We start from the raw sequence: 26,428 nt of genomic DNA, 5'->3' as shown, positions 1-26,428 counted from the left end.
TCTGTTGTAAGCACTTTTTGTTGGCCGACGTTAATGCGTCGGCTTTTTTCTGCGCGCTTCTCACCACACGGGCCCGGAAGACCGGCAGCAAAACGGCCATCCGAGGATGGCCGTTTCAACGTCAATGGGGCATTACTTCTTTTTCTTCTTGGTGCTCTTTTTCTTGCCATCCTTCGGTTTCTTCTTCTTCACCGGCACTCGCGCCTCCTTGTGCCTCGGGCGCAGCTCCTCGATCACCCGACGCTTGAGCCGCTCCTCGGTGTAGCGCTCGATCTTGGCCACCATGGCCATGTCGTGGGCTTCCACCAGGCTGATGGCGCAGCCACGGTTGCCGGCACGGCCGGTACGGCCGATGCGATGAACATAGACATCGGTGCCGTAGGGCATGTCGTAGTTGATGACGTGGCTGACGTTGGGCAAGTCGATACCCCGGGCGGCCACGTCGGTGGCAATGAGGAAGGGCACTTCACCTTCGTGGAACTTGCGGATCGACTCGATGCGCTTGCTCTGCTCCATTTCACCACGGATCCAGGCACAGGAAACACCGGCCGCCTGCAACTGGCCGGAGAGCTCCGCCAGCCGCTCGCGGGTCTTGACGAAGACAATGGCCTTCTGGGTCTGCGGATCCTTCAGAATATGGATCAGCAGCGCCAGCTTGTGGGCCGCGTCATCGGCCAGGTGCACCCACTGGGTGATGGGACGACGCTCGCTGCGGGGCGGCTCGGCGTGCAGCTCGACCGGATCGTTGAGGATCTCGTTGGCAAACTTGGTCAGGCCGGCTCCTTCCAGGGTGGCGGAGAACAGCATGGTGTGCTTGCGGTAACGCGCCTCTTCCACGATGCGGTTCACATCCTTGATGAAGCCCATGTCCAGCATGCGGTCCGCTTCATCCAGCACCAACACCTCGATGTCGTGGCTCTCGAACTCTTCCTTCTCGATGTACTCGAGCAAGCGACCCGGAGTGGCCACCACGATGTCGGTGGTCTTGGTCAGGGCCGGCAGCTGCTCTTCATGGCTGACGCCACCGATGATGGTCTCGATACTGAGATGGGTATGTACCGCCAGCGCCCTGGCATGGGCACTGACCTGAAGTGCCAGCTCGCGGGTCGGGGTGAGGATCAGCATGCGGCACGGGCCCGGCTTGCGGCGCGGGAAGTCCAGCAGATGCTGCATGGCTGGCAGCAGGAAGGCGGCGGTCTTGCCGGTACCGGTCGGCGCGGATGCCAGAATATCGCGGCCGTCCAGGGCTGGCTCCAGCACCATCTGCTGGATGGTAGTGGGGCGGGTGAAACCCATCTCGGCCAAGGCCCGGTTGAGGGCTGGATTCAGGTCGAAATCATCAAAGGACTGGCTCATGGCAATACTCGGTCATTAAGGAAACGGCAGATTATAGGCGATTATGCCGCCAGCTCCTATGGCGACTGTGGCTTAGCCGCTATAATCGCCGACCATTTTCGCTATGGCGGACGAGCAACGAGGGTCAGATGGGGCGTAGCAGCGGTTTTACCTTCAAACAATTTCATATCGACCATGACCGCTGTGCCATGAAGGTGGGCACTGACGGCATCCTGCTGGGAGCCTGGGCTCCTGTCGCCGATGCGCGTCGAGTACTGGATATCGGTACCGGCAGCGGCCTCATCGCCCTGATGCTGGCCCAGCGCAGCACGAACGACTGCCGGATCGACGGGGTGGAGCTGGATAAGGATGCAGCGGAGCAGGCCAGGGATAACGTGGCGGCCTCCCCCTGGGCCTCCCGGGTCACCATTATCGAGAATGCCATTCAGGACTATCAGGCTGTTCCTTACGATCTCATCGTCTCCAACCCCCCGTATTTCTTGGCAGGTCAGGTATTTAGCGATCCGGCCAGGGCGCTCGCCCGTCACACGGGTGCGCTCGGTCCCCATGCGCTGCTGGCGGCAAGCCGTCGCCTGCTGAGTCAGGATGGACGGCTGGCACTGGTGCTGCCGACCGCCATGGCAGATGAAATTTTATGCATCTCGGCAGATTATGATCTGTACAGCCTTTGTTATACAGCTGTTATCACCAGGGAGGGGAAAGAGGCAAATCGCGTTTTATTGCTACTTGGCAGAGGATTAAGCAGGTGTGAGCAGGGTGAAATTGTGATCCATTCTACTGCTGGAGGCTATTCCGACAGATACATCCAACTAACCCACCCCTTCTATTTGAAGATGTAAATTTCGCCTTGAACTATTTTTTCACATCATTATGCTGACCATCAAACGAGCGCCCGCTCAAGACCAGCTCAAACCACTGGTGGCGATGAAAAAAGCAGCGGGGCTCCTTTTTTTTACCCCTGAACAACGCCGGTCACTGACCAATAAAAAACTATAACAAGCAATAGTTTACAAGACAGACGAGGTTGAACTTGACGAAATCACTCACATTGTCCGATGTACTCGGATTGGGCTTCATGACCTTCGCCTTCTATCTGGGCGCAGGCAACATCATCTTCCCGCCCCTGGCCGGTTACATGGCAGGTGAACACCTCTCCCTGGCCATGCTCGGCTTCCTGGTGACTGCCGTGGGCCTGCCCCTCATCACCATTCTCGCCGTCGCCAAGGCCGGCAATGGCTGGGCCGGCATGACCAAGTTGCTGCCCACCGGCATCGCCACCGCGCTGGCCGTCGCCATCTACATCATTATAGGCCCGGCCTTTGCCGCCCCCCGTACCGGCCTGGTAGCCTACGAGATGGGTCTCAAGCCCTTCCTCGGTGACATGGGTCAATCCGGACTGGCCGCCTACACCGTGGTCTTCTTCGGCGTGGCCATTCTGGTCTCCCTCAATCAGGGCAAGCTGATGGATGCCATCGGCAAATACCTGACCCCAGTACTGATGCTGCTGCTGCTGACCCTGGCCATCGGCGTCTTCGTCGCACCCCAGGGCTCCATGCCCGCCGCGTCAGGCGACTATCAGCACAGCCCCCTGGTGAAAGGGATCCTGGAAGGCTACAACACCATGGACACCCTGGCGTCCCTGATGTTTGGCGCCCTGATCGTCGATCTGCTGCGCAAGAAAGGCATCCACGACTACCAGAGCCAGTTCAAGTACCTGGCCATCGCGGGCATCATCTCCGCCATCGGCCTGTCCGTGGTCTATGTCTCCCTGTTCCAGCTGGGTAACACCGCCGGCGGGGTCGCCACCGACATCAGCAATGGCGGCGCCATCGTCAACGCCTATGTCCTGAGCCTGTTCGGCCAGCCGGGTCAGTTCATTCTGGCGGCCATCATCACTCTGGCCTGTTTCACCACGGCCGTGGGCCTGATCTCCGCCTGCTCCGACTTCTTCCACAATCTCACCGGTATGAGCTACCAGAAGCTGGTCGTACTGCTGGGGGCCGTCTGTGCCGTGGTGGCCAACGTCGGTCTGAGCCAGCTCATCAGTCTCTCCATCCCGGTGCTGGTCGCCATCTATCCGGTTGCCGTGGCGCTGGTGCTGGTTACCTTCCTGAAGAGCTACTTCGGACGTCCTCGTCTGGTATTCCGCTCCGTCCTGCTGGTTGCCTTCCTGTTCGGCTGCCTGGACGGTCTGGGTGCGGCCGGCATGAAGATGGATGCGTTCGCCTTCCTGCCGCTGTTCGACAAGGGCCTGGCCTGGTTGCTGCCCACCCTGCTGGCCTGCGGCCTGGGCACCATGGTACGTGGTGGTGACAAGCTGGCTGCCGAAGCCGCCTGATCGTCACCCCAACAACATAAAAGAAGAGGCCAGCATTTGCTGGCCTCTTTCATTTGTGCAACGAGTGCATTGCAAGGTGGTTTCGTGTTCAGAGCACGGATGCCGGCTTGGGTTTGCCTGCCAGGCCGTACCAGTGGCTCTCGACCTGACCGGCATGCCAGCGCAGGGTGCCCCAGGGCTGCTCGCCCTGCCAGCGCGGGAAGTTGATCTGCACGCTGTTGTCTTCGTACTTGTAGAGGGAGGTGCTGATCTCGATATCCGACAGGATAAGCAGCACTACCCCCCCGATAACACTCCATTTCAGCATCTTCCACATGGCGGTTACTCGAAGCAGATCTCTATGGTGGCGCGGCCATACTCGGAATCGAACGGCATCATGATCTTGGCACCATCGGCCCTGTGGGTGATGGTGTGGTTGGGGCCGGAGACGATGATGGGAGTCGCCATGTCGAACTCATAGCCCTTCTCCCCCAGCATGCGCTTGGCGCCACCGGTCACCATGTTGGTGATCTCGCCCACCATGTCGGTCACCTCTTCATTGATGGTGGCCGGCGCCTCCCCCAGCATGCGGCGCATGATCTCCAGCGCCAGCCCCTTCTCGAAGCTGATGGAGAGCGACCCCCGGGTCTGTGGACCCACCATGCCGATGAGGCCGGAGACATCCCCCCGCGCCAGCTCATCCGTCTTGCGCTTGGGAGCACCGGGTTTGAGTTCCATCTGTGCCATGGTGGAGAGCACGTTGAGCAAAGAGAGCAGGAACGGGTTTACGAAATCAGCCTTCATCTTCACTTCCTACGGTGTCGGAGCAACGAGCACATTGGCCATGAGCCTCTATGGTCTTGTTGGTAATAGTAAAACCATGCAGATGAGCCTGCTCGGAAAAGGCGCTGTCGATGGCAGGATCATGCAGCTCCACCACCTCTTTGCAACGATCGCAGATCAGCAGTTGCATGGGATGGGCATGGTCAAAGTGACAGCAGAAGATGAAGGCGTTGAGCGACTCCACCTTGTGAGCGAATCCCTGCTCGAGCAGGAAGTCGAGTGCCCGGTAGACGGTGGGGGGCTTGGCATGGGCCTCGGTCTGCTGCAACTGGGCCAGCAGGTCATAGGCGCTGATGGCATTGCCATGGGTGGCAAGCAGCCGGAACACCTGGCGCCGGGTCGGGGTGAAACGGATCCCCCGCTGGTCGCAGAGACGTTCCGCTCGTTGTAGAAGTAGGTCTTGATTCATGATCACGCAGATACCCTGTCAATTAGCCGGATACTATCACAGGGCCTCGCTGGCGCGGCGACAAAATTCATTTTCTGAGGCTGTCTCACGTTGTGGTAGAATCCGGCCCCTTCTTTTGCCAACCCGGATGATTTTTATGCAGGCGCAGCGCTTCTCCATCGCCCCCATGCTGGACTGGACCGATCGGCATTGCCGTTATTTCCACCGTCTGATGACCCGCCAGACCCTGCTCTATACCGAGATGGTGACCACCGGCGCCATCATCCACGGCAAGGGAGATTATCTGGGCTACAGCGAGCAGGAACACCCGCTCGCCCTGCAGCTCGGGGGCAGCAACCCGGCGGATCTGGCCCGCTGTGCGAAGCTGGCCGAAGAGCGTGGCTATGACGAGATCAACCTCAACGTGGGTTGCCCGTCGGATCGCGTCCAGAATGGCCGCTTCGGCGCCTGTCTGATGGGGGAGCCCGCCCTGGTGGCCGATTGCGTCAAGGCGATGCGCGACGTGGTGAACATTCCGGTGACGGTCAAGACCCGTATCGGCATCGACGAGCAGGACTCCTACGAATTCTTGCAGGCCTTCATTGAGCAGGTGCGCGATGCCGGCTGCGAGACCTTTATCGTTCACGCCCGCAAGGCCTGGCTGAGCGGCCTGAGTCCGAAAGAGAACCGCGAGATCCCGCCGCTCGACTACCCGCGCGTCTATCAGGTCAAGCAGGACTATCCCGAGCTGACCATCGCCCTCAACGGCGGGGTCAATTCTCTCGAGCAGACCCTAGAACATCTGCAGCAGGTGGACGGGGTCATGATGGGGCGCGAGGCGTACCAGAACCCCTACCTCCTGGCCGAGGTCGACAACCGGGTATTCGGTCTGGGTGGTGAGGTGCCGAGCCGCCACGAGGTGGTGCGCATGATGCTGCCCTACATGGAGCAGGAGCTGGCCAAGGGCAACTACCTCTCCCACATGACCCGCCACATGCTGGGTCTGTTCCAGAACATGCAGGGAGCCCGTGCCTGGCGTCGTCACCTGAGCGAGAATGCCTGCAAACCGGGTGCAGGCATCCAGGTGGTGCTGGACGCCATGGCCAAGGTGCCGGAATTCGTCAGCGCCGAGTCGGTGGAGTAACCATGTATCGCTTCACCGGTTCCTGGCTGCACAAGGCGCTGGTACGCCTCTGCGCCGGCCTGCTCGCCATCCTCGGCATCAAGCTCAGCGTCTTCTATTTCATCGGGCTGCTGATCGTGCTTGGCCTGCACAGGGAGCAGTTGCTCGGCTGATCCCGCCAGCCACTCAGGCAAGAAAAAGCCGGAACAGCGATGTTCCGGCTTTTTTATCTGGATGATGGCGCCCGTTCACTCTTCCAGCGCCACAAACTGCAATTCCGGAGGGGAGGAGGTCAGCACGTCGGCGCAATAATCCCAGGTCGAGATGCGATAGTGCTGCAAGTCCTCGTCCAGGTGCAGGCCATCTGACTCCTGATGGAACCAGCTGGCGAAACGGGACGGCGTGATCAGCTGGATCTGCTCCTCGATGACGTGGCTGTCCCGCCCTTCCGCCAGATCGCAATCCTCCATCACCCTCACGGCGAAGATATGGCGGAAACTGACCCGGCACAGCGGCTGCGGCGGCAGATCTATGCTGCGGGCGCGGCCCAACACGATCGTCAGATTGTCACTCCAGATATCCTGATGCAGTTCGGCTACAACCAGGCCGGGGGGAAGTTGGCGGGAGGGTGCCCAGGGCACGGCCACCTGCCGGATGGCATTCTTCTGTTCCATATCCACCTCACTACAGCGCATGCCATATCCTGAGTGTATCTGAAACAAATTTTAACGAAGATGGCAAGAAAAAACCCGGCAGGAGCCGGGTTTCATTTGATTACTTTACGCGATTACTTGACGGCGTCTTTCAGCGCCTTGCCTGCCACAAAGGACGGCACATTGGCGGCTGCAATCTGGATCTCTTTGCCAGTCTGCGGGTTGCGACCGGTGCGGCCCGCGCGATGGTTGACCTTGAAGGTACCAAAACCCACCAACTGAACGGCATCGCCCTCTTTCAGGCTCTGGGTAATACCATTGATGATCTCTTCCAGAGCGACTTTGGCCTGAGCTTTGCTCAGGTCTGCTTTGGCGGCAATTGCATCGACAAGTTGAGCTTTGTTCATAACATTTCCTTTATGATCGGGCATTTAGCACCGGGCCACTCTATTCAAAAAAAAACACTCAGGCAAAGGCTTTATCAGCCGGATTGGCTTGAATGCTGGGGTTTTCATCAAGATCTGCGGAAATAGTCACATATCTCGTCCCCGCGCCCTCCTGACTGGCGACACGGGACGAGAAACCGACGGAGACTTGTATGCAAACCCCCGCCTGATGTAACAATATCCCCACACTCCTATTGACGGTCAACAGGATTTTCCCTAGTTATAGGAGTGTCGTCAGTCGATGAGAATGACCGAAGGCCTGCAGCCATCGCGCTTCATGCCATGCCCATGGAGGGACTATGTTAACTGAACTGGAACAAACCAAGCGCGCGTTGGCAGGCAAGCACCGGGCAATCGATGACTGGCTGGATGCCAGGCAGGCATTGCTGGTCGAATACATGCGGCTGGCCGGGCTCATGCCCACCAAGTCCAAGCAGCGCTCCCTTCCCGGTCACGTCGAACTGCAGCGCTTCTGCGAGCAACTGGTCGACTACGTCAGCGCCGGTCATTTCGAGATCTACAACCACGTGGTCACCGCCTTCGAACAAGCCAGCGGTGACAAACTGGAGTTGGCCAAACGCATCTATCCCCATATTCGTGCCTGCACCGAGTTTGCCCTGGAGTTCAACGACAAATACAGCAATGCCGACGAGGCCCAGCTGTTGCAGCTCGATGAGGATCTGAATCAGCTGGGGCCCGTGCTGGAGGACAGGTTCAAGCAGGAAGACAGGCTGGTCAAGGCACTTCAGGTGGTCGAATCCCTCAGTCAACAGCGGGTCTGATGTCCAATATCGGAGCCAGTTCAACATCCTGATGCGCCAGCTACATTACACTCTGGGGCATGGATGGTTAGCACTGTGCTCGCACGCAGACCGGAGATGAACATGGCCGAGCGCCGCCACTTTACACGAGTCTTCTATTTGACCGCCGCCAAACTGACGCAGGGAGTACACCAGTGGCACACCCAACTGGTGGATGTCTCCCTGCAGGGCGCCCTGCTGCTGAGGCCCGAGGATTGGGTCGGCAGCGATGACAAGGAGTACGAGATCTGCTTCATGCTCGGCGGCAGTGACATCGAGATCAGGATGCAAGTGGAGCTAACCCACGAGGCCAGCAAGAAGCTGGGCTTCTACTGCCACCACATCGACATCGACAGCGCCACCCACCTCAAGCGGATGATGGAGTTGAACATCGGGGAAGAGCAGCTGCTGTATCGCGAGCTGGAGCAGTTGCTGCAAGAGCACAAGGAACACAATCCTCCCACCTGACTCACCATCGGTGAAAAAGGAGCGTCATACGCTCCTTTTTTGTTCTCTTTTGCGCTGTTACAAGGCCTCCAGGGCATCGAACAGCTTCTTCACCGGCACCACCTCCATCCCCTCGATAGGATGCTTGGGTGCGTTGGCATGAGGCACTATGGCACGGCGGAAACCGTGCTTGGCCGCCTCCTGCAACCGCTCCTGGCCAGAGGGTACAGGTCGGATCTCGCCAGACAGCCCCACCTCGCCAAAGACCACCAGATCCTTGGGCAAGGCCTGATCCCGGAAGCTGGAGACCATGGCCAGCAACAGCGCCAGATCCGCACTGGTCTCCTCGACCTTGACCCCGCCAACCACATTGATGAAGACATCCTGATCCGCCATCTGCAACCCGCCGTGACGGTGCAGTACCGCCAGCAGCATGGCGAGACGGTTATGATCCATGCCCACCGCCACCCGGCGCGGATTGGAGAGCTGGGAGTAATCCACCAGCGCCTGCAACTCCACCAGCAGGGGGCGCGTCCCCTCCCAGATCACCATGACGATGGAGCCGGGTGCCTGCTCCTCGCCACGGCTCAGGAAGATGGCGGAGGGATTGCTCACCTCTTTCATCCCCTGCCCCGTCATGGCGAAGACACCGAGTTCGTTGACCGCACCGAAGCGGTTCTTGTGGGAACGCAGGGTCCGAAAGCGCGAGTCGTGGGCACCGTCCAACAGTACGGAGCAGTCGACACAGTGCTCCAGCACCTTGGGACCGGCCAGGGTGCCGTCCTTGGTGACATGGCCCACCATGAAGATGGCGACATGATTCTGCTTGGCATAGCGGGTGAGCAGGGCCGCAGATTCGCGCACCTGGGAGACGGAGCCGGGGGATGACTGCACATCCGCCACATGCATCACCTGGATCGAGTCGATGACCATGATCTGCGGCTGCTCCTGCTGGGCAATGATGCAGATCTGCTCCACGCTGGTTTCCGACAGCATGCGCAGCTTGTCGGTGGGCAAGCCCAGCCGGCCGGCCCGCATCGCCACCTGTTGCAGCGACTCCTCCCCGGTCACATACAGGGTCTTCATCCGCTGTGCCAGACCACACATGGTCTGCAGCAGCAGGGTCGATTTGCCAGCCCCCGGGTTGCCACCAATGAGGATCGCCGAGCCCGGCACCACACCGCCGCCGAGCACCCGGTCCAGCTCCTTGAAGCCCGAACTGAAGCGGGGGATCTCGGTGGTCGCGACCTCGGCCAGGGTCTGCACCTGGCTGCCGATGGCACCGGCATAACCGGTGTAGCGGGCACTCTTTCCCGGTGTCGTGACGCCCAACCGGACCTCGGTGATGGTGTTCCACTCCTTGCACTCGCTGCATTGGCCTTGCCAGCGGGAGAAGTCGGCGCCACATTCGGAACAAACATAGGCGGTTTTGTTTTTGGCCATGGATAACTCGGGGACAGGATGAATTCCTGCTTGATATACTGGTTTGCGACCGACAGATCAAACCCAGAATCGGAAAAGTGACTTTCCGCGGCAGGAATACATGGATTCAGAACAACCACTCCACCTGATAGAACAACTGGTCCCCCTGCTCCGGGAAAAGGACTTCGACGAGATCTTCAACCGCCTGACCCAGAACGAGAATACCAACGGCCGTTTCCTGCTGAAGATGGAGCTCAAGCGCAAGTGCACTCCCTGCCGGCGCGTGATCGACATGCGCAACGAACTGGGGCCCCTCTGTCAGGTACACGAGTTTGAGGGTGTCACCCACTTCATGCCCGCCGAGGCCATCGAGCAGTTCCAGTCCCAGTGCTACCTCTACCGGGACAGCTACACCCTGGGGGTCTACGAGGCGCTGCAAGCCTGGTGCAAGCTCAATCAGGGGCGCAGCGAGAGCCTCTCCTTGCCCGTCAGCCCGTTCCGCCCCTTCGATGTCAATGCCATTCCCTTCGCCAGCCACTACGGCCGGCAGGAGGAGCGGATGCACTTCAGCTCACCCATGGTGCTCAAGCTGGCGAGCGGAGAGAAGCTGCAGGCCAAGAGTTCGGACATCTCTCTCGGCGGGATCCGGGTCTTGGTCCCCTATCTGCCCGACTACCAGACCGGCGACCACATCGAGGTCTTCTTCACCGGCCTGGAACGCGAGCACCCCACCCCCATGCTGCGCCAGTCGATCGACTATCAGATCCTGGGGAAGGAGCAGAAAGAGGGAAAATTCTGGCTGCGGCTGGTGAAGAGTGACGATCATCCCGCCTTCGATGAGTTCCTGCGCGACTTCATCGAGCGCAACCGCAGCCGCTATCGGGTCAGCGTCGACTACCTGCTGTCGACCGCCATCATCAAGGGGTACGAACAGTTCTACCTGCCGCGCATGACCGGCATGCCGCTCTTCTTCGGCCAGGGTGCAACCCCTGGCCTCGAGATCGCCCTGCGTACCGAGAACAACCAGCACATCCTCGAGTACTGGCGCGACGCCAAGAACCGCGACATGCTCGCCAGCCTCTTCACGCCAGCGCGCATGCCGTCACTGTTGCCCGCCAAAGGGGGGCTTCGCGAAACCCTGATCTACAGCTTCACCCACTCGGTGCGCAGCCACCTCTACTTCTTCTCCGCTACCCGGGAAGAGCTTGAGCAGAGCGGGCTGACTGCCCTGTTCTTTCAGATAGGCGCCCGCCGCCCCAGCTGGCGTGTCTACAAATTCAGCCTGGAGGCCTGCACCCTGGCCGAGGCCGATCTCGACAGCCAGCCGGGAGGGGCGCACCAGTTGCAGGACATGTTGCTGCGCGAGCGGCTCGGCCAGCTGGGCTATGTGGGCATGCTGCAGGAGATCGGGCTCGACAACCAGCGCGGCGAGTTCCGGTTCGACAGCAGTCAGACGCACAACGCCAACGCCTTGCAACGCTTCGGCCACGACATCCATGCGATCCCCTTCGAGATAGAGACGCTGCACTATGTGCAACTGCGCAAGGAGGCCCGCTACGTCCACAAGACGGCGATCGTGATCCGCCACCAGGATCGCGCCTGGCTCGGCTGGACCCGCGACATCTCGACCCACGGCATGCAGATAGAGCTGGAGGAGCCGTTCTCTGGCGAGAAGGGGGACATCATCCAGGTCGCCCTGCCCCGCCTGCAGGATCTCGCCAAGAACATGGATCTGCAGCACCTCCCCTATCGGCTGGTCAGCCTCAACCTGAGTCGTACCGTGCTGCACCTGTGCATCGAGGGGACGGCAGAGCGCCACATCGGCCACCAGTTTTTCAGCCTGCTGATCGAGAGCAACCAGAACAAGCTCAAACCCACCAAGGAGCACAAACGCTATCGTGGCATGGCAAGGGCACTGCGCAACCTCTATACCCACCACCTGTTCAATACCCCTGTCTATGTGAACAAGCTCAACGGGCCACCCCGCCCCGCCGCGCTGGGGCTGGCGCCCAGACCGCGCAGCCTCGCCGGCCTGTTGCAGGCTTGCGCCGAACAAGAGAAACACCTGAACCTCTACCCCCTGTTCCAGGGAACGCTGCTCAAGACCCTGCTGCTCAACCCCCTGCGCACCATAGAGCGGGAAGACAAGCCGGAAGAGGAAGAGGTCTACATCGCCGGACTGCACACCAAGGGTGGCACTCCCCTGTTTCGCAGCCAGCTTGCCAGCAGTTTTGCATCGGTTGAGCAGAAGCGCCGTTTCATCGAGTTGGCTCGGCAACAGGGTGAGTTCTATTCGGTGCTGGTCGGCATCTCCCGCACCGGCCGCCCCGACACCAGCTTCATCGCGGGCGAGCTGGACTACATCGCCAAGTTCGCCATTCACAAGGCCAAGAAACTGGAGGAGGAGCTGTGGAGCGTGGTGGGGGTGGGCGAGTTGACCGACACCACAGAGGCCACCCTGTTCCGGCTCGGCATCCCGGCACTCTGACCCTGGCGGGACGAGCGCCATCCACGACAAGGGCAGCCATGTGGCCGCCCTTGTCCATGTCAGGCCGCCTGCGGGTTGCGCAGCCAGGCCAGGATCTCGGGGAAGTGATCCTCCTGGGCCTGGGGGGCCGTCAGCATGTTGATGTGGTCGTAGTCGAGCCGGTTGCCGTTGTCCCGGCCGAGGCGGGTATGACGCGCGGCGGAGCCCATCTCGTCGCTGAAGCGGCGCACGTCGGTCGGGTGACCCAGCACCTTGTCCGCCTTGGCCGAGATCATCCAGAGCGGCGGCCAGTTGACCCTGGCTGCGGCCTCCCCGTAGGCGAAGCCATCGTGGGGATCCTGCCAGGGCCCGCATTTCACCCAGGGGATGGTCTCCTGCAGGTAGCGCAGCGGCTCATCGTCCGCCCCAATTCGCAACCGGCGCGCGGCCAGAAAACCACGGTTTCGTGCCAGCCAGGGTGCCAACCGGTTCCAGATTAGATCCACCTTCAACCAGCGCTCGGGGTTCTGTACCGAGACCCCCCGCTTGGTGCCGAAAAACACCAGACTGGCTATCTGGTCGGCCAGCTCCGGGAAGCGCACCAGGGTCGAGGCCATGATGACCCCGCCCCAGGAGTGAGCCATCCAGTGCACCCTGGCGCCGGCATGACGAGCAGCGACCCAATGTTGCAGGGCCGGCAGATCCTCGGTGATCAGCTCATGCTGGCCGTGGCCAGCCCGCTCGGCGATGGCCGGCGTGCTCTGGCCTCGCCCGCGCAGATCCGCCACATACACCTGATAACCGTGCCGCGCCAGGAAACAGGCCAGCCCCTTGCCGGATTCGGTGTAGAAGATGCGTCCGTTCTCGATGGCGCCGTGCACCATCAGGATGGGATCGGCATGCACGGCGACACCGGGCTGAATATGGCGCACATGCAGCCGATGCTCGCCACAGGGGACAAACAGGGATTGTTGCAACAGTTCCATCTTGTTCTTTGCTCCTCCTTGAGCGGGTTCAACACCAGCGCCGGTCGCGGCAGGCCAGCGCGCCGAGCAGGCAGAGCACCCCTTCCAGATCATGGTGATTGAGGGTGGCGGCCGCCTGGGCACGTACCAATGGCTTGGCGTGGATGGCAATGCCGAGCCCGGCCACCCCCATCATCTTGAGATCGTTGGCGCCATCGCCGACCGCCACCGTCTGGGCTACGGGGATCTCATGCTGCCGCGCCAGTTGCTGCAACACCTCGGCCTTGACGGCGGCATCTACGATGCGCCCGCTCACCTTGCCGGTCAGCAGGCCTCCCTCCACCGCCAGCTCGTTGGCAAAGATGGCGTCCAGCCCGAGCGCCTGTTGTAGTTCGCCGGCGAAACGGGTAAAGCCGCCCGAGGCAATCGCCACTGTCCAACCCGACTGTTTGAGGGTATCGACCATCAGTTGCAAGCCGGGCATCCAAGGCATGGCGGCCGCCACCTCATCGAGGATGGTGACCGGTGCACCTTCCAGCAGCGCGACCCGGCTGCGCAGGCTGTCGGCAAACTCCAGCTTGCCCTGCATGGCCGCCGCCGTCACCGCCGCCACCTGATCGCCCACTCCAGCCAGACGGGCTATTTCGTCGATGCACTCGATCCGGATCGCGGTGGAATCCATGTCCATCACCAGCAACCCGGGTTCTCCCAGGGTCGGCAGGATGGCGAGATGGCAGACATCGATGTCCCACTCCTGCCCCTTGATGGCCTGCACCAGCTCGGGAGAGAAGCGGTTTGCGCCGAGCAGAAGCAGAGGAACACCGGCCTGCTCCCCCAGGGGATAGAGGCTGGCTTCGACCTCATGGTCTGCCAGCAGCCTCGCCACCTGTGCCAGGTCGCGAGCATCCAGCGCCTTGCCAAACAAGACGAGCCAGGCGTCGTCGTGGGCACTGGCTGCGGGCAACAGGGCTTCAGGGGTAAGCTGCCAGCAGGGAACACTGCACAGGGCCTTGGCCCAGTCATGCGGGGAACGGGGGAGTTGGGACAACAACATAAGAGAGACGCCTTCCTTGGAGATCACGGGGTTCATCATGCGGGCCCAGAGTAGCGTATTGCTTTTTGTACAGGCAAGCGCCAAGATCCCCCACCATTGTTCATTCACCGCAAGAGGCTCAGCGCTGTGCGTCATCTCCCCATCAAACGTGTTATCAGCCTGGCAGCAGGGATCCTGCTCGCCCTCTGGGTGCTGGCGCTGATGATCCACATGCAGGGAGCAAGCCAGGCCGCATTGCACAGCGCGGCGCGGGACAGAGCCCAGGCGCTGGTCGCCTACGCCGCCCGGGACATGCGGCGCTGGATCAAGGAGGACAAGGAGAGCGAGCTGGAGCGGCTGGCACAGGATCTCGCTGCCGAACCCGAGATCCTCGATGTCACACTCTACGATGCCCGTGGTATCCCGCTCGCCCAATCGGATCAAGCGGTACCTCTGGACAGCCTGTTGCCCATCGGCACCGACAACAAGTCACTGCCGGAGCAGGGCAAGGGGCGCACCCAGTTCGTGCAGGAGATCCAGGAGGGTAACCTGACCCTGGGCTACCTGAGGATCACGCTGGAGGAGCAGACGCTGATCGCCGCGCAAGACACCCATCTCAAGGTGAGTCAGGAGAAACAGCGGCTGATGCTGCTGGTGATGCTGCTGGCCGGCCTGCTCATCTCCTACGGGGTGCGCCGCAACTACATGCGGGTACGCAAGCACAAGAAGAGATCGGTGCAGAGCCAGGCCTCCGCCGATCACGCCCCACCGCCCGGCATCGAATAAGGCGCAGTTCGCAAAACGCGTTGCTCATGTTATTCCCCCCCAACTGTTCGAGCTTCTGATCGAACAGAGTATCGAGACACTTGGCATCGCGTCATCGCTGAGGCGTTCGTTAACGAAGTGACGCTCCACGATCACCTCATGCCGCAGTTGCTTGAGCAGCCTATCCAGCCATTTTCGCTGTATCGACATCCAACTGTGCTGCGCCTAGTTCTTCTCCATCCCCAAGTGCATTGATTGAATCTCGAGCCCACAGAAGGCGGTATCCCATAGCCCTTAACTTCTCAGGTCTGCCCACCTGACTTTGGTGACATCCTGGGGTTCAGGCGTAGCTTGAGACTGAAGCAAACGAATTTTTCACACCTTTCCAGCCGGTTTGGGGTGTGATCTCGATTAGTGGTTTATGTTTTCGGTATGAGACGCCCGCATTGAATGCATTGAATGCATTGAATGCAATGAGAGACAACATTTGTGGAAATCTTCAGGCAAGAGGCGCATCAGCCACTCCAGCAGAAGGAAACAAGGTCATGAAGCAACCCCTATTTCGCCGTAGCGTGTTGGCGGCCGTGATTGCCCTCGGCACGGTATTGGCTGCCTGCAAGGAGGAGCCCCCCCCCGTCACGCAAAGTGTCCAGCCCAGCGCGGCCTCCAGCACAACCAGCGCTGCGGTCGCACCACAAGCGCAACCTATTGGCACACAAGCATCGAAATATACCCCAGAGGCGCTCGAGACCCTGCTTGCGCCCATAGCCCTTTACCCTGATGCGGTATTGGCTCAGGTGCTGGCCAGCGCCACCAATCCGCAAGAGGTGCTCGATGCCGGCAACTGGCTGGTCGCCCACCCCGATCTCAAAGGGAAAGAGCTGACCGCCGCCATTGCGCCGCTGGGCTTTACACCGCCCACCATGTCGCTGATGCACTTCCCGACTGTCATGGACATGATGTGCTTGAAGATGGAGTGGACGACCGAGCTGGGCAGTGCCTTCCTGGCCGATGAACCGGGCGTATTGGCAGCCGTTCAGCGCCTGCGCCAACAGGCGATGGAGGTGGGCAACCTGAAAGACTCAGAGCAGATGAAAGTGGCCAGGGATGAACAGAACAATCAGCAGATCGTCACCATTGCGCCTGCCAACCCTGACGTCATTTACGTCCCGCAATACGACCCAACCGCCGCCTATAGCGCGCCAGCTGCCGCGCCAGCTGCCGGGCCAGCTCCCGCGCCGGTGACCACGGAAACCACGACAACGACTGCGCCTGCGCCTGCGACAACGACCACGACAGTGGTGGAACATGACGACGATGATGAATACGACCGCGGTGATATGGTCTTGACGGGCTTGCTCGCCTTTGGTGCGGGCATGTTGGTCAACGAGGTCTTCAACGACGATGATGATGAGGGCGATTACTATTACCCGCGGTGGGGATCGGGTTATCCCGACGGTTATGTCCCCTATCGTTATAACCCCAACTATGGCAATGGTTTCCGCCCCACCAATGGCTACAACCGTCCGGTCAACTATCAGCGGGGCTCTAACAACAATATTTATATCAACGCCAAGGGGAACGATTACTTCAACAAGTTTGAGCGCGGCCCCAACAACTACCTGCGCCAGGCCGACAGCCCCATCACGGCGGCGCGCCCCCAGCGCGCTGAGCTGGCTACTCTGGAACAACGCTCGCTGAATAACGAGGCAGGAGGGGGGCGACGAGATGCTACACCGAAGGGGAGTTATGCGGGGGCCAATCGCCAACCAAAAAGCGAATATGCCGGCGCCCCGCGCGCTGTCAATGAGGTAAACAGGGAGGCTCGCGCAACCGCGCCGAAGGGGAGCTACGCAGGAGCCAACCGCCAACCCAAGAGCGACAATGCCAAGGTGACGCGCGACGCCAGACAGGCAAACAGGGAAGCAAATGTGGCCCAACGCACGCCGCGCCAGGGCGACTACGCAGGAGACAAGGTCAGGCGGCAGCAAATCACGCCACAGACCGCAGGAGCCCGTGATCGCGGCTATGTCCAGCCACGCGCCACTCACAGCAAGAGCACAGCACAGACGGCGACGCGCAGAGCACCTGTTGCCTCAAAGAGTGCCTTCCAAGGGGTACAGAATTCGGGTAGAACCGAGCGCGCCGCCAGCCAACGTGGGCGTGAAAGTGTGGCTAGCAGCGCGCGTGCCGGGCGCACCACTCAACCCAGACGGAGTACGCGATAATGAAGCGTTTGTTGAAATGGAGTTGGGCCCCCTCATGGGGTTTGGCCCTGCTGGCTCTGACCGTTGCCTGCGACGCAAGCGCCATGGCACAGCGTACCTTCGCCACCCCGGATGAAGCGGTGCAGGCTCTGATCTCGGCCCTGGAGCGGAATGATGTCACCGCACTGACGCTGTTGCTCGGCGAAAATAGTGAGGAGGCCATTACCTCGGGGGATGAGGTGGCCGATGCCAATGATCGCACCGCCTTCGTCGCGAGCTTCAAGAGCAAGCACCAACTGATGGCCGAAGGTAAGGATAAAATGATACTGGTCGTGGGGGAGTCGGATTGGCCACTGCCCATCCCCCTCGTGGCCGCAGATGGCAAGTGGTATCTCGATGGTGCCGCCGGTGCCAAAGAGATCGCCTATCGCCGCATCGGTCGCAATGAGCTGGGGGCGATTGCGGTGTGCCGTGGCTTTATCGACGCGCAGATAGAATACGCCGCCATGGGGCATGATGGCCAAACTGCGGGGCTCTTTGCGGCAAAACTGCGTAGTGATGCAGGACAACAAAATGGACTCTATTGGCCTGTAGGCGAGGGGGAACCAGCAAGCCCGGCCGGAGAGGAAGTCGTCAGTGCCGCGGCAGAGGGCTACAAGACCGTTGTCGGTCAACGCACCCCCTATCATGGCTACTACTACCGTATCCTGTATGCCCAAGGGGCCGCAGCCAATGGGGGGAGTAAAGAGTACTTTGTCGAAGGACAATTGAGAGACGGTGTCGCCCTGATCGCCTGGCCAGCCGATTATGCCAACAGCGGGGTGATGACCTTCATGGTGAATCACGAGGGGCGGGTTTATCAAAAGGATCTCGGCGCCGAAACGGCAACTGTCGTTGAGGCGATCCAACTGTTCGATCCCGACAAGAGCTGGTCGCTGGTGGTTAGCGAAGAGGGTGATTAGGGTTCTTTATCTACCACAGAATCTTGGCGACTAGCATGGGCGAGCGCGGCGTGATTGAGATCACAGGAGGTGATGCGGGGCCAACCGGTTCCGTCATCGGCCAACAGAAAGGACATCGTTGTCGATCTGCGGATCTGCCAACCCTTGCCTCACCTCTCGCTGGCCCACGCGATGTTCGGCATCAGAATGAAGCGCCGCTGAGTCAGAATATGCCGTCGTTTCATGGTGTTGCTCTCGTGGTGGGCGGCCAGAAAGGATAAACGGCACACCCAGCCCTCTGGGCTTCCTTCCCCAATGAGGCATAAAAAACGGCGACCCAAGGTCGCCGTTTTGCATGGAGCCGAAGCCGCGGGCTCAGTCGCCCAGCAGCACGGAGTCCAGTGCGATTTCGATCATGTCGTTGAAGGTCAGCTGACGCTCTTCGGAGGTGGTCTGCTCACCGGTACGGATGTGATCGGAGACGGTGCAGATGGTCAGTGCCTTGGCACCGTACTCTGCGGCCACGCCGTAGATACCGGCGGCTTCCATCTCGACACCCAGGATGCCGTATTTTTCCATCACGTCAAACATGGAAGGATCCGGGGTGTAGAACAGGTCGGCGGAGAAGATGTTGCCCACGCGCACGGCCACACCCTTGTTCTTGGCGGCTTGCACGGCATTGGCCACCAGACCGAAGTCGGCGATGGCCGCGAAGTCGTGATCCTTGAAGCGCAGGCGGTTGACCTTGGAGTCGGTGCAGGCACCCATGCCGATCACCACGTCACGCAGTTTCACGTCTTCACGCACGGCGCCGCAGGAGCCCACGCGGATCAGGGTCTTCACGCCATAGTCCTTGATGAGCTCGGTGGCGTAGATGGAGCAGGACGGGATGCCCATGCCGTGGCCCATGACGGAGATGCGACGGCCCTTGTAGGTGCCGGTGAAGCCGAGCATGCTGCGCACGTCACACACCTGTTCGACGTTCTCCAGGAAGGTTTCGGCGATGTACTTGGCACGCAGGGGATCCCCTGGCATCAGCACGGTATCCGCAAAGGCGCCATCTTTCGCATTGATATGAGGAGTTGCCATTCTCTTGATTCCTTCACACTAGGTTGAGTTTTATTGTTTTATAAAATTGCCCGCCGCCGAAGTGGCGGGCGGGTAAGTTACAGGAAACTGGTGCCGTATTGCAGCTTGGGCAGACCGTGATAGGCCGCTATGCTCTGGCCGATGTCGGCGAAGGTCTCGCGGCGGCCGACGGAACCCGCCTTGACTGGCTTGCCGTAGAACAGCACGGGGATGTATTCACGGGTGTGATCGGTGCCATTCCAGGTCGGATCGCAGCCATGGTCGGCGGTCAACACCACCACGTCGCCATCTTGCAGTATCTCGAACAGCTCCGGCAGGCGGGAGTCGAAATACTCCAGCGCATCGGCATAGCCCTTGACGTCACGACGGTGGCCGTAGGATGAGTCGAAGTCCACGAAGTTGGTGAAGACGATGGTGTTGTCACCAGCCGCCTTCACCTCTTCCAGGGTTCTGTCCCACAACTCGGTCAGGCCTGTGCCCTTCACCTGTTTGGTGATGCCTTGCTGGGCATAGATGTCGGCTATCTTGCCGATGGAGACCACCTGGCCACCCGCATCCTTCATGTAGTCCAGCACGGTCGGCGCTGGCGGCAGCACGGAGTAATCGTGACGGTTGCCGGTGCGCTTGAAGTTGCCCTTGCCGCTGCCCACGAACGGACGTGCGATGACGCGGCCTATGTTGTAGGGCTCCAGCAGCTCACGCACTATGTGGCACAACTCATAGAGCTTCTCGAGGCCGTAGGTCTCTTCGTGGCAGGCAATCTGGAACACGGAATCGGCAGAGGTGTAGAGAATGGGCTTGCCGGTCCGCATGTGCTCTTCGCCCAGATCGTCCAGCACCTGGGTGCCGGAGGCGTGGCAGTTGCCGAGGTAACCCGGCAGACCGGCCTTCTCGACGATGGCATCCAGCAGCGCCTGCGGGAAGCTGTTGTGGTGATCGTGGAAGTAACCCCACTCGAACAGGACGGGCACACCGGCGATCTCCCAGTGGCCGGACGGGGTGTCCTTGCCGGAGGAGAGCTCCTGGGCGAAGCCGTAGGCACCGACCACCTCGATATCCTTCTTCAAGCCAGCCGGGAAGTAGCCGGAAGCCTGCTCCCCCGCGTGGCCCAGGCCCAGCTTGTTGAGGTTGGGCAGGTTGAGGGCGCCACGGCCTTCGATCTCACCGGCGGCACAGGCCTTGGCGATATGGCCAAGGGTGTTGGCGCCCATATCTCCGAACTTCTCGGCATCGGCGGCAGCGCCAATACCGAAGGAGTCCATCATCAGAATAAAGGTACGTTTCATGGGTCTTCCCCTTGTTACAAATCGGCCAGACCGATGCGACGGTAAACCTCGGGCAGTGCCTGGGGTCGAGTGTCACCGATCTTGACGGCTGCCTGCACCATGCGGGCGGCCTCGGCAAATTGAGCTTCTGTCTGAGCGTGGATCAGCGCGAGCGGCTTGTCAGCCTCGACGCTCTGCCCCAGGCGGATAAAGTCGGTCAGACCGACCGCATAATCGAGTTTGTCCCCCGCAGCGCGGCGACCACCGCCCATGGCGACCACGGCCAGGCCCAGTTCGCGGGTATCCATGGCGGTCACGAAGCCGCTCTGCGCGGCATACACGGGGCGCACTATGCCAGCCTTGGGCAAATAGCTGTCGTAACGCTCCATGAAGTCCGCCGGACCACCGAGGCCGGTCACCATACGACCGAAGATCTCGGCAGCCTTGCCGTTGTCCAGCACTGCCTGCAACTTGGCACGGGCGTCATGCTCATCGCTGGCGAGGCCCGCGGAGATCAGCATCTCGGCACACAGCGCCAGGGTCACTTCGTGGATGCGCGGGTTGCGATACTCACCGGTCAGGTAGCGTACCGCCTCGCGCACTTCCACCGCGTTGCCAGCGCTGGAGGCCAGTACCTGGTTCATGTCGGTGAGCAGCGCCGAGGTGCGGCAGCCGGCACCGTTGGCCACGGCGACTATGCTCTTGGCCAGCTCCTCAGATGCTTCGAAGGTCGGCATAAAGGCGCCTGAGCCCACCTTGACATCCATCACCAGGGCTTCCAGCCCGGAGGCGAGCTTCTTGGAGAGGATGGAGCCGGTGATCATGGCGATGGATTCGACGGTGGCCGTGATGTCCCGTACCGCATAGATACGCTTGTCGGCCGGGGCGAGATCGCCGGTCTGACCTATGATGGCCACGCCGGCCTCTTTCACCACTTTCAGGAAGCGATCGTTGTCGACCGAGGTCTGGTAGCCGGGGATGGCATCCAGCTTGTCCAGGGTACCGCCGGTGTGGCCCAGGCCACGGCCGGAGATCATGGGCACGAAGCCACCGCAGGCGGCGACCATGGGACCGAGCATCAGGGAGACCACATCACCCACACCACCGGTGGAGTGCTTGTCGACGATGGGTCCCCCCAGGTTCAGATGATCCCAGGTCAGCACCATGCCGGAGTCGCGCATGGCGCAGGTCAGGGCCACCCGCTCATCCATGGTCATGTCTTTGAAGTAAACAGCCATGGCCAGCGCCGCAATCTGGCCCTCGCCTATGGTGTTGTTGGTAATGCCCTGGACGAAGAATTGAATCTCTTGGGTACTGAGCGCTTCACCGTTGCGCTTCTTGCGAATGATTTCTTGAGGCAAAAACATCTTTCATTCCCTCCGTGCGCCGTGCACGAACACAGACCGAACAGGGGACGGCGTGCCGCCCCCTGTCACCGCTTAGTAACCGCTGGTGTTGGCCGGCTTGTCGCCGTGGCCCAGGGTCGCCAGCAGGCTGGCCAGCAGGCTGGAAGCGCCGAAGCGGAAGGTGCGCGGGGAGACCCACTCCTTGCCCAAGATCTCTTCTGCCATGGCCAAGTACTGACCGGCAACGGCTGCGTCTTTCACGCCACCGGCAGGCTTGAAGCCCACCTTCGGGTTCTTGGCCTTGATCACTTCCATCATGATGCGGGCAGCTTCCGGGGTCGCATTGACCGGTACCTTGCCGGTAGAGGTCTTGATGAAGTCGGCACCAGCGTCGATGGAGATCTCGGAGGCGCGACGGATCAGCGCCTCTTCCTTCAACTCGCCGGTCTCGATGATCACTTTCAGCAGCACCTTGTCGCCACAGGCTTCCTTACAAGCTTTGACCAGATCGAAGCCGACCTGTTCATTGCCGGCCATGAAGGCGCGGTACGGGAACACCACGTCCACTTCATCGGCACCGTAGGCGACGGCGGCGCGAGTCTCGGCCACGGCGATCTCGATGTCGTCGTTACCGTGAGGGAAGTTGGTCACGGTGGCGATGCGCACGTCGGCAGCACCGATCTCACGCAGGGTTTTGCGAGCGATGGGGATGAAACGGGGATAGATGCAGACGGCGGCGGTGAGGCCAGCCGGAGACTTGGCCTTGCGGCACAGGTCGATGACCTTCTGATCGGTGTCGTCATCGTTCAGGGTGGTCAGGTCCATCAGGTTCAGGGCGCGTTGAGCGGCCAGTTTCAGATCAGTCATGCTATGTCTCCAAAGTCTCGATAAGTCCCCCCACCCACGATCAACCTCCAGCGAACACTCAGGATCGGCAAGAGAAGATCCCGGACGAACGGGATATGGAATTACAGCGCAAATGCACAGGCAATACGGCTGCAAATAAGGCAAGAGCCCTGTCACTTTCTTACAAAAGTGCGGACTTGGTTCCATGAAGACTTGAGAAAGGCCGACAACCGCAGACCCGACTTCCCAATCAATTCCATTTGACCGCCAACACCCACTTCATGTGGGCATTAGTCAATGCCAGCACCCTGCTGGCATCGCCTATTTCAGCCGAGATACCCCTTGTTTGCAAGCCGGATTTGCCAATTTCAGAGGTACCTCACACCCGGCAAATCCAGCACTGGTAGGTGCTTAAGAGAAGAAGCGGGTCAGGATCCAGGAGTAGGCAATCCCCCCCAGATAGACCCCCACAATCCCCATTACCCCGGACAGAACGGGAGGTGCCGGGATCGGCAACTTGAGGAAAGAAAACAACACGCCAACGATAAAGCCGGCAGCAATCGCCAGTAGCACTTCATTCATAAAACCTCCGATTTGACTCATTTTATTATTAGTCTAGAAAGGAAAACGGTTGTCACCGCCCCAAACGAGAACGCCACAGCTTTTCGCTGTGGCGCTCGTTTCAACTTGTCTGTCAGACAAGCATTACATGGCTGTCAGTGCCAAGAAGAAGCCTGCGATGGTGGCAGACATCAGGTTGGACAGAGAGCCGGCCAGCACGGCCTTCAGACCGAACTTGGCGATGGTGCCGCGACGGTTCGGCGCCATGGACCCCAGACCACCCAGCAGGATGGCAACGGAGGACAGGTTGGCGAAGCCGCACAGGGCGAAGGAGATGATGGCCTTGGTGTGGTCGGACATGGCCACGCCGTTGATCAGCACTTCATCCTTCAGGTAGGGAGCGAAGTTCAGGTAAGCCACGAACTCGTTCACTACCAGCTTCTGACCGATGAAGGAACCGGCCACGACGGCTTCGCTCCAGGGCACACCGATCAGGAAGGCCAGCGGGGAGAACAACCAGCCCAGCAGCAGCTCCAGGGAGAGCTCAGGCATGCCGAACCAGCCACCCACGCCGGAGAAGATGCCGTTGATCATGGCGATGAGGCCGATGAAGGCCAGCAGCATGGCACCCACGTTCAGGGCCAGCTGCAGACCGGCGGAGGCACCGGCAGCGGCGGCGTCGATCACGTTGGCAGGCTTGTCGTCCAGATCGCCATCGGCAGAGTTCTCGTCGTAGCTCGGGGTCTCGGTTTCCGGTACCAGCAGCTTGGCGAACAGCAGACCACCCGGGGCAGCCATGAAGGAGGCGGCGATCAGGTATTCCATCTTGACGCCCATGGAGGCGTAACCGGCCAGCACGGAGCCGGCAACGGAGGCCAGGCCACCACACATGACGGCGAACAGCTCGGAGTCGGTCATCTTGGAGATGAAGGGACGCACCACCAGCGGGGCTTCAGTCTGGCCGACGAAGATGTTGGCAGTGGCAGACAGGGATTCGGTACGGGAGGTACCCAGCACCTTCTGCAGACCACCACCCAGCAGCTTGATCACCCACTGCATGATGCCGAGGTAATAAAGAACAGCGATCAGGGAAGAGAAGAAGATGATGACGGGCAGGACACGGAAGGCGAAGATGAAACCACCGCCACCGAACACTTCGAACATCTTGTTGCTGACCAGACCACCGAACAGGAATTCGATGCCGTTCTGACCATAACCGATGACGCTGGAGACGGCGTTGGACACGCTCACCAGAATATCCCGGCCAACCGGGACATACAGCACGAAGGCACCCAGGCCTGCCTGAATGGCAAAGGCACCGCCCACGGTACGAATTTTGATTGCCTTGCGATTGCTGGAGAACAGCACCGCGATAAGGATGAGCGTTGCCATCCCCACCAGACCCATTATCAGATTCATTATTAACACTTCCTCTTTGGTAGCACCTGCCAGCTTGTTAACGTTTTGTGTATGAAAGCCGCTAATCAAGGGTGCGCATTATACTAATTACGGTGCGACAAAATAGAATACTGGTCACATTTTATAAGCCTGAAATGGGCTGAACGTCGTTTAATTAGACCGCAAACGATTTTTATGGGTCCTGTTTTTTATCACACCGGCATCAGTCGTTAATCCGCTGTTAAATTCATGGTCGCACGCGGGAAAAGCCGCAGAGTGGATTCATGTAACACCGAAATAACATCCGCCAGCGGTTGCTGCCGTAATTGCGCCAACAGCAGGGCTATGGTCGGCAGGCTGGCCGGGGTGTTGATCTCCCCCTGGCGCCCCTGCAGCGGCATGTCGGGGGCATCGGTTTCCAGCAACAAGGCCTCCAGCGGCATGGCGCGGATCGCCTCCCGGGTCTTGTTGGCCCGCTCATAGCTGATGACACCTCCGATCCCCAGCCTGAAACCCAGTTGCCAGAACGCCTCGGCCTGATGCAGGGAGCCGCTGAAGGCGTGAATGACACCGCCTCGCGCCGGTTTGAAGCGCCGCAGGATCTTGGCCACCGTGTCGTTGGCCCGCACCGAGTGGACGATGAGGGGCAGATCATGAGCCATGGCCAGCCTCACTTGAGCCTCTAACAGCGCGAGTTGCCCCTCCTGGGGCACCTGGGTGCGCAAGTCCAGCCCGCATTCGCCGATGGCCACCAGCCCCCTGGGCTTGCCCGCCAGCAAGGCCTCCAGCCTTGCCAGCGCCCCCTCCGTCTGGGCCCCCACATACCAGGGATGCACCCCCAGACCATAACGAATGCCTTGATGGTGCTCGGCCAGCGCCATCACGCGCCCCCAGTTTTCCTCTCCCACGGCGGGGATGATATACTCGCCCACCCCCAGCTGGCGCCACTGGGCCAGCAATGCCTCCCGATCGTCATCGAACACCGGAAAATCCAGGTGGCAGTGGGTGTCTATCAGTTCCATGTCGCGCTTACCTGTTTGTCGTACTCAATGGGTTGATTCCATGCCAAAACACCTTTCCTACGGCTTTACCCTGCTCGAACTGGTACTGGTCATCGTCGTGCTGGCCATACTCGCAGTCACCGCCCTGCCCCGCTTCATCAATATCCAGGACGACGGGCTCAAGAGCAGCGTCTCGGCGACCGCGGGCGGTTTTGCCAGCGCCGTGCAACTCGCCCATGCGGGCTGGGCGGTCAAGGTGAAGGGAGATCCGCTGGCACTCTATAACTTTAGCGGCATGGGCAAGCAGGATCTCGACATCAACCACTATGGCTGGCCAGTAGGGACCGATGAAAATCGACCTAGTATGGGGATTGACACCATTTTCCCTGGCGGAAAAAGCAATGAAATATCTGTCAACAGCAGAGCAGACTGCGAGCTTCTCTTCACCGGACTACTCGATACAGAACAAACAGTGGCGGATGAAGATAAAACAGGTGCCGAACCAGATTATATTTCGCAACTCATCCCTGCATACGATCAAACAGAGGCTGGAGGCCTAAATAACTGATCCTAATAGTGCTACACCTTTGCTGTGCCATAGCCATTCCCCGGGAAAGGAGACACGGTATCCATGAAGTGTTTCACTCGAGCCAGCAGGTTGGCCATCCCTCTGCATTGATGATTGCGCGTGATGGTTTCATGCAACTTGTGCCACAGCCGTTCTATGTAATTAACCCAAGGACTGTAAA

The 26,428-nt window shown here is 60.2% G+C and carries 27 protein-coding genes and 1 pseudogene; 11 read left to right on the top strand and 17 right to left on the bottom strand.

The window, feature by feature from the left end; genetic code table 11:
* Positions 1 to 132: 132 nt before the first annotated feature.
* A complete protein-coding gene (srmB, locus tag BN1127_RS13285; protein WP_042649786.1) occupies positions 133 to 1,356 on the bottom strand; it encodes an ATP-dependent RNA helicase SrmB in 1,224 nt (407 codons plus the stop codon).
* A gap of 128 nt (positions 1,357 to 1,484) precedes the next feature.
* Between srmB and BN1127_RS13280 the strand changes: the two genes are divergently transcribed.
* Together BN1127_RS13280 and brnQ are read left to right on the top strand one after the other, a co-directional pair.
* A complete protein-coding gene (locus BN1127_RS13280; protein WP_042649785.1) occupies positions 1,485 to 2,195 on the top strand; it encodes a tRNA1(Val) (adenine(37)-N6)-methyltransferase in 711 nt (236 codons plus the stop codon).
* Between the two features lie 236 nt (positions 2,196 to 2,431).
* On the top strand, positions 2,432 to 3,694 hold the full coding sequence (brnQ, locus tag BN1127_RS13275) for a branched-chain amino acid transport system II carrier protein (RefSeq protein ID WP_042649820.1): 1,263 nt from the start codon (positions 2,432 to 2,434) through the stop codon (positions 3,692 to 3,694).
* Positions 3,695 to 3,782: 88 nt separating this feature from the next.
* Here brnQ and BN1127_RS13270 read toward each other — a convergent pair whose 3' ends face one another.
* Genes BN1127_RS13270 through zur form a run of 3 tightly spaced genes read right to left on the bottom strand, consistent with a single transcriptional unit; the run spans position 3,783 to position 4,925 of the window.
* Positions 3,783 to 4,010 (bottom strand): hypothetical protein, encoded by a 228-nt coding sequence (locus BN1127_RS13270; RefSeq protein WP_005332257.1) that lies wholly within the window; start codon positions 4,008 to 4,010, stop codon positions 3,783 to 3,785.
* Between the two features lie 5 nt (positions 4,011 to 4,015).
* Positions 4,016 to 4,477, bottom strand: a complete 462-nt coding sequence (locus BN1127_RS13265) for a chemotaxis protein CheX (RefSeq protein ID WP_005332255.1) — start codon at positions 4,475 to 4,477, stop codon at positions 4,016 to 4,018.
* On the bottom strand, positions 4,467 to 4,925 hold the full coding sequence (zur, locus tag BN1127_RS13260; protein ID WP_042649819.1) for a zinc uptake transcriptional repressor Zur: 459 nt from the start codon (positions 4,923 to 4,925) through the stop codon (positions 4,467 to 4,469). The genes BN1127_RS13265 and zur overlap by 11 nt, the downstream gene beginning before the upstream one ends.
* Before the next feature lie 136 nt (positions 4,926 to 5,061).
* Between zur and dusA the strand changes: the two genes are divergently transcribed.
* Both dusA and BN1127_RS21600 read left to right on the top strand, forming a co-directional pair.
* Positions 5,062 to 6,048: a tRNA dihydrouridine(20/20a) synthase DusA gene (gene dusA, locus BN1127_RS13255; protein WP_042649784.1), complete on the top strand. Its 987-nt coding sequence runs from the start codon at positions 5,062 to 5,064 to the stop codon at positions 6,046 to 6,048.
* A 2-nt stretch (positions 6,049 to 6,050) separates the two neighbouring features.
* The gene (locus tag BN1127_RS21600) at positions 6,051 to 6,200 is read left to right on the top strand and encodes a hypothetical protein (RefSeq protein WP_005332250.1); all 150 of its coding nucleotides are present in this window, start codon (positions 6,051 to 6,053) and stop codon (positions 6,198 to 6,200) included.
* A 75-nt stretch (positions 6,201 to 6,275) separates the two neighbouring features.
* Here the strand turns inward: BN1127_RS21600 and BN1127_RS13250 are convergent, their stop codons facing one another.
* Both BN1127_RS13250 and hupA read right to left on the bottom strand, forming a co-directional pair.
* The gene (locus BN1127_RS13250) at positions 6,276 to 6,701 is read right to left on the bottom strand and encodes a hypothetical protein (protein ID WP_042649818.1); all 426 of its coding nucleotides are present in this window, start codon (positions 6,699 to 6,701) and stop codon (positions 6,276 to 6,278) included.
* A gap of 113 nt (positions 6,702 to 6,814) precedes the next feature.
* Entirely contained in the window at positions 6,815 to 7,087 is a 273-nt protein-coding gene (hupA, locus tag BN1127_RS13245) for a nucleoid-associated protein HU-alpha (RefSeq protein ID WP_005305063.1), read from the bottom strand.
* A gap of 338 nt (positions 7,088 to 7,425) precedes the next feature.
* Between hupA and BN1127_RS13240 the strand changes: the two genes are divergently transcribed.
* Both BN1127_RS13240 and BN1127_RS13235 read left to right on the top strand, forming a co-directional pair.
* Positions 7,426 to 7,908, top strand: coding sequence for an Rsd/AlgQ family anti-sigma factor (locus tag BN1127_RS13240; RefSeq protein WP_041206431.1), 483 nt, complete (start codon positions 7,426 to 7,428; stop codon positions 7,906 to 7,908).
* 102 nt (positions 7,909 to 8,010) lie between these two features.
* Positions 8,011 to 8,394 (top strand): PilZ domain-containing protein, encoded by a 384-nt coding sequence (locus BN1127_RS13235; protein ID WP_041207087.1) that lies wholly within the window; start codon positions 8,011 to 8,013, stop codon positions 8,392 to 8,394.
* 57 nt (positions 8,395 to 8,451) lie between these two features.
* Here the strand turns inward: BN1127_RS13235 and radA are convergent, their stop codons facing one another.
* The gene (gene radA / locus BN1127_RS13230; protein WP_005332241.1) at positions 8,452 to 9,816 is read right to left on the bottom strand and encodes a DNA repair protein RadA; all 1,365 of its coding nucleotides are present in this window, start codon (positions 9,814 to 9,816) and stop codon (positions 8,452 to 8,454) included.
* Between the two features lie 100 nt (positions 9,817 to 9,916).
* On the opposite strand from radA, the gene BN1127_RS13225 reads away from it, so the two are divergent.
* On the top strand, positions 9,917 to 12,283 hold the full coding sequence (locus BN1127_RS13225; protein ID WP_042649783.1) for a PilZ domain-containing protein: 2,367 nt from the start codon (positions 9,917 to 9,919) through the stop codon (positions 12,281 to 12,283).
* Positions 12,284 to 12,342: 59 nt separating this feature from the next.
* Here the strand turns inward: BN1127_RS13225 and BN1127_RS13220 are convergent, their stop codons facing one another.
* Both BN1127_RS13220 and serB read right to left on the bottom strand, forming a co-directional pair.
* On the bottom strand, positions 12,343 to 13,248 hold the full coding sequence (locus BN1127_RS13220) for an alpha/beta fold hydrolase (protein ID WP_005332237.1): 906 nt from the start codon (positions 13,246 to 13,248) through the stop codon (positions 12,343 to 12,345).
* A gap of 28 nt (positions 13,249 to 13,276) precedes the next feature.
* Positions 13,277 to 14,281, bottom strand: coding sequence for a phosphoserine phosphatase SerB (serB, locus tag BN1127_RS13215; protein WP_042649782.1), 1,005 nt, complete (start codon positions 14,279 to 14,281; stop codon positions 13,277 to 13,279).
* Positions 14,282 to 14,407: 126 nt separating this feature from the next.
* On the opposite strand from serB, the gene BN1127_RS13210 reads away from it, so the two are divergent.
* The 3 genes from BN1127_RS13210 to BN1127_RS13200 all read left to right on the top strand — a co-directional run bounded on the left by BN1127_RS13210 (position 14,408) and on the right by BN1127_RS13200 (position 18,194).
* Positions 14,408 to 15,046, top strand: coding sequence for an AhpA/YtjB family protein (locus BN1127_RS13210; RefSeq protein WP_041207088.1), 639 nt, complete (start codon positions 14,408 to 14,410; stop codon positions 15,044 to 15,046).
* A 524-nt stretch (positions 15,047 to 15,570) separates the two neighbouring features.
* Positions 15,571 to 17,253 (top strand): DUF3300 domain-containing protein, encoded by a 1,683-nt coding sequence (locus BN1127_RS20900; protein WP_048824813.1) that lies wholly within the window; start codon positions 15,571 to 15,573, stop codon positions 17,251 to 17,253.
* The gene (locus BN1127_RS13200; protein WP_081805783.1) at positions 17,253 to 18,194 is read left to right on the top strand and encodes a DUF2950 domain-containing protein; all 942 of its coding nucleotides are present in this window, start codon (positions 17,253 to 17,255) and stop codon (positions 18,192 to 18,194) included. The genes BN1127_RS20900 and BN1127_RS13200 overlap by 1 nt, the downstream gene beginning before the upstream one ends.
* A gap of 354 nt (positions 18,195 to 18,548) precedes the next feature.
* On the opposite strand, the gene deoD is transcribed toward BN1127_RS13200, so the two are convergent.
* The 7 genes from deoD to BN1127_RS13165 form a co-directional block, all read right to left on the bottom strand.
* Positions 18,549 to 19,262 carry a purine-nucleoside phosphorylase gene (deoD, locus tag BN1127_RS13195; RefSeq protein ID WP_005332225.1) on the bottom strand — a complete coding sequence of 238 codons (714 nt, stop codon included), beginning with the start codon at positions 19,260 to 19,262 and terminating at the stop codon, positions 18,549 to 18,551.
* A gap of 77 nt (positions 19,263 to 19,339) precedes the next feature.
* Positions 19,340 to 20,548 (bottom strand): phosphopentomutase, encoded by a 1,209-nt coding sequence (locus BN1127_RS13190; protein ID WP_042649781.1) that lies wholly within the window; start codon positions 20,546 to 20,548, stop codon positions 19,340 to 19,342.
* A gap of 14 nt (positions 20,549 to 20,562) precedes the next feature.
* Entirely contained in the window at positions 20,563 to 21,894 is a 1,332-nt protein-coding gene (deoA, locus tag BN1127_RS13185; RefSeq protein WP_005332220.1) for a thymidine phosphorylase, read from the bottom strand.
* A gap of 72 nt (positions 21,895 to 21,966) precedes the next feature.
* Positions 21,967 to 22,740: a deoxyribose-phosphate aldolase gene (deoC, locus tag BN1127_RS13180; RefSeq protein WP_005332219.1), complete on the bottom strand. Its 774-nt coding sequence runs from the start codon at positions 22,738 to 22,740 to the stop codon at positions 21,967 to 21,969.
* 390 nt (positions 22,741 to 23,130) lie between these two features.
* A complete protein-coding gene (locus tag BN1127_RS13175; RefSeq protein ID WP_005332215.1) occupies positions 23,131 to 23,301 on the bottom strand; it encodes a XapX domain-containing protein in 171 nt (56 codons plus the stop codon).
* A 123-nt stretch (positions 23,302 to 23,424) separates the two neighbouring features.
* The gene (locus tag BN1127_RS13170; protein WP_042649780.1) at positions 23,425 to 24,699 is read right to left on the bottom strand and encodes a NupC/NupG family nucleoside CNT transporter; all 1,275 of its coding nucleotides are present in this window, start codon (positions 24,697 to 24,699) and stop codon (positions 23,425 to 23,427) included.
* Positions 24,700 to 24,908: 209 nt separating this feature from the next.
* Positions 24,909 to 25,700 (bottom strand): TatD family hydrolase, encoded by a 792-nt coding sequence (locus tag BN1127_RS13165; protein ID WP_042649779.1) that lies wholly within the window; start codon positions 25,698 to 25,700, stop codon positions 24,909 to 24,911.
* On the opposite strand from BN1127_RS13165, the gene BN1127_RS13160 reads away from it, so the two are divergent.
* Complete coding sequence (locus BN1127_RS13160; RefSeq protein ID WP_269425368.1) at positions 25,684 to 26,247, top strand: prepilin-type N-terminal cleavage/methylation domain-containing protein; 564 nt, start codon at positions 25,684 to 25,686, stop codon at positions 26,245 to 26,247. The genes BN1127_RS13165 and BN1127_RS13160 overlap by 17 nt on opposite strands.
* A gap of 11 nt (positions 26,248 to 26,258) precedes the next feature.
* Here BN1127_RS13160 and BN1127_RS22155 read toward each other — a convergent pair.
* A pseudogene (locus tag BN1127_RS22155) lies at positions 26,259 to 26,428 on the bottom strand (IS630 family transposase); the annotation flags it as partial.

Source organism: Aeromonas media, assembly GCF_000819985.1.
In the GTDB taxonomy this organism is placed as follows: domain Bacteria; phylum Pseudomonadota; class Gammaproteobacteria; order Enterobacterales; family Aeromonadaceae; genus Aeromonas; species Aeromonas media.
Note: the sequence above shows the minus strand (reverse complement) of the source record. Positions and strands in the feature narration are given on the sequence as shown.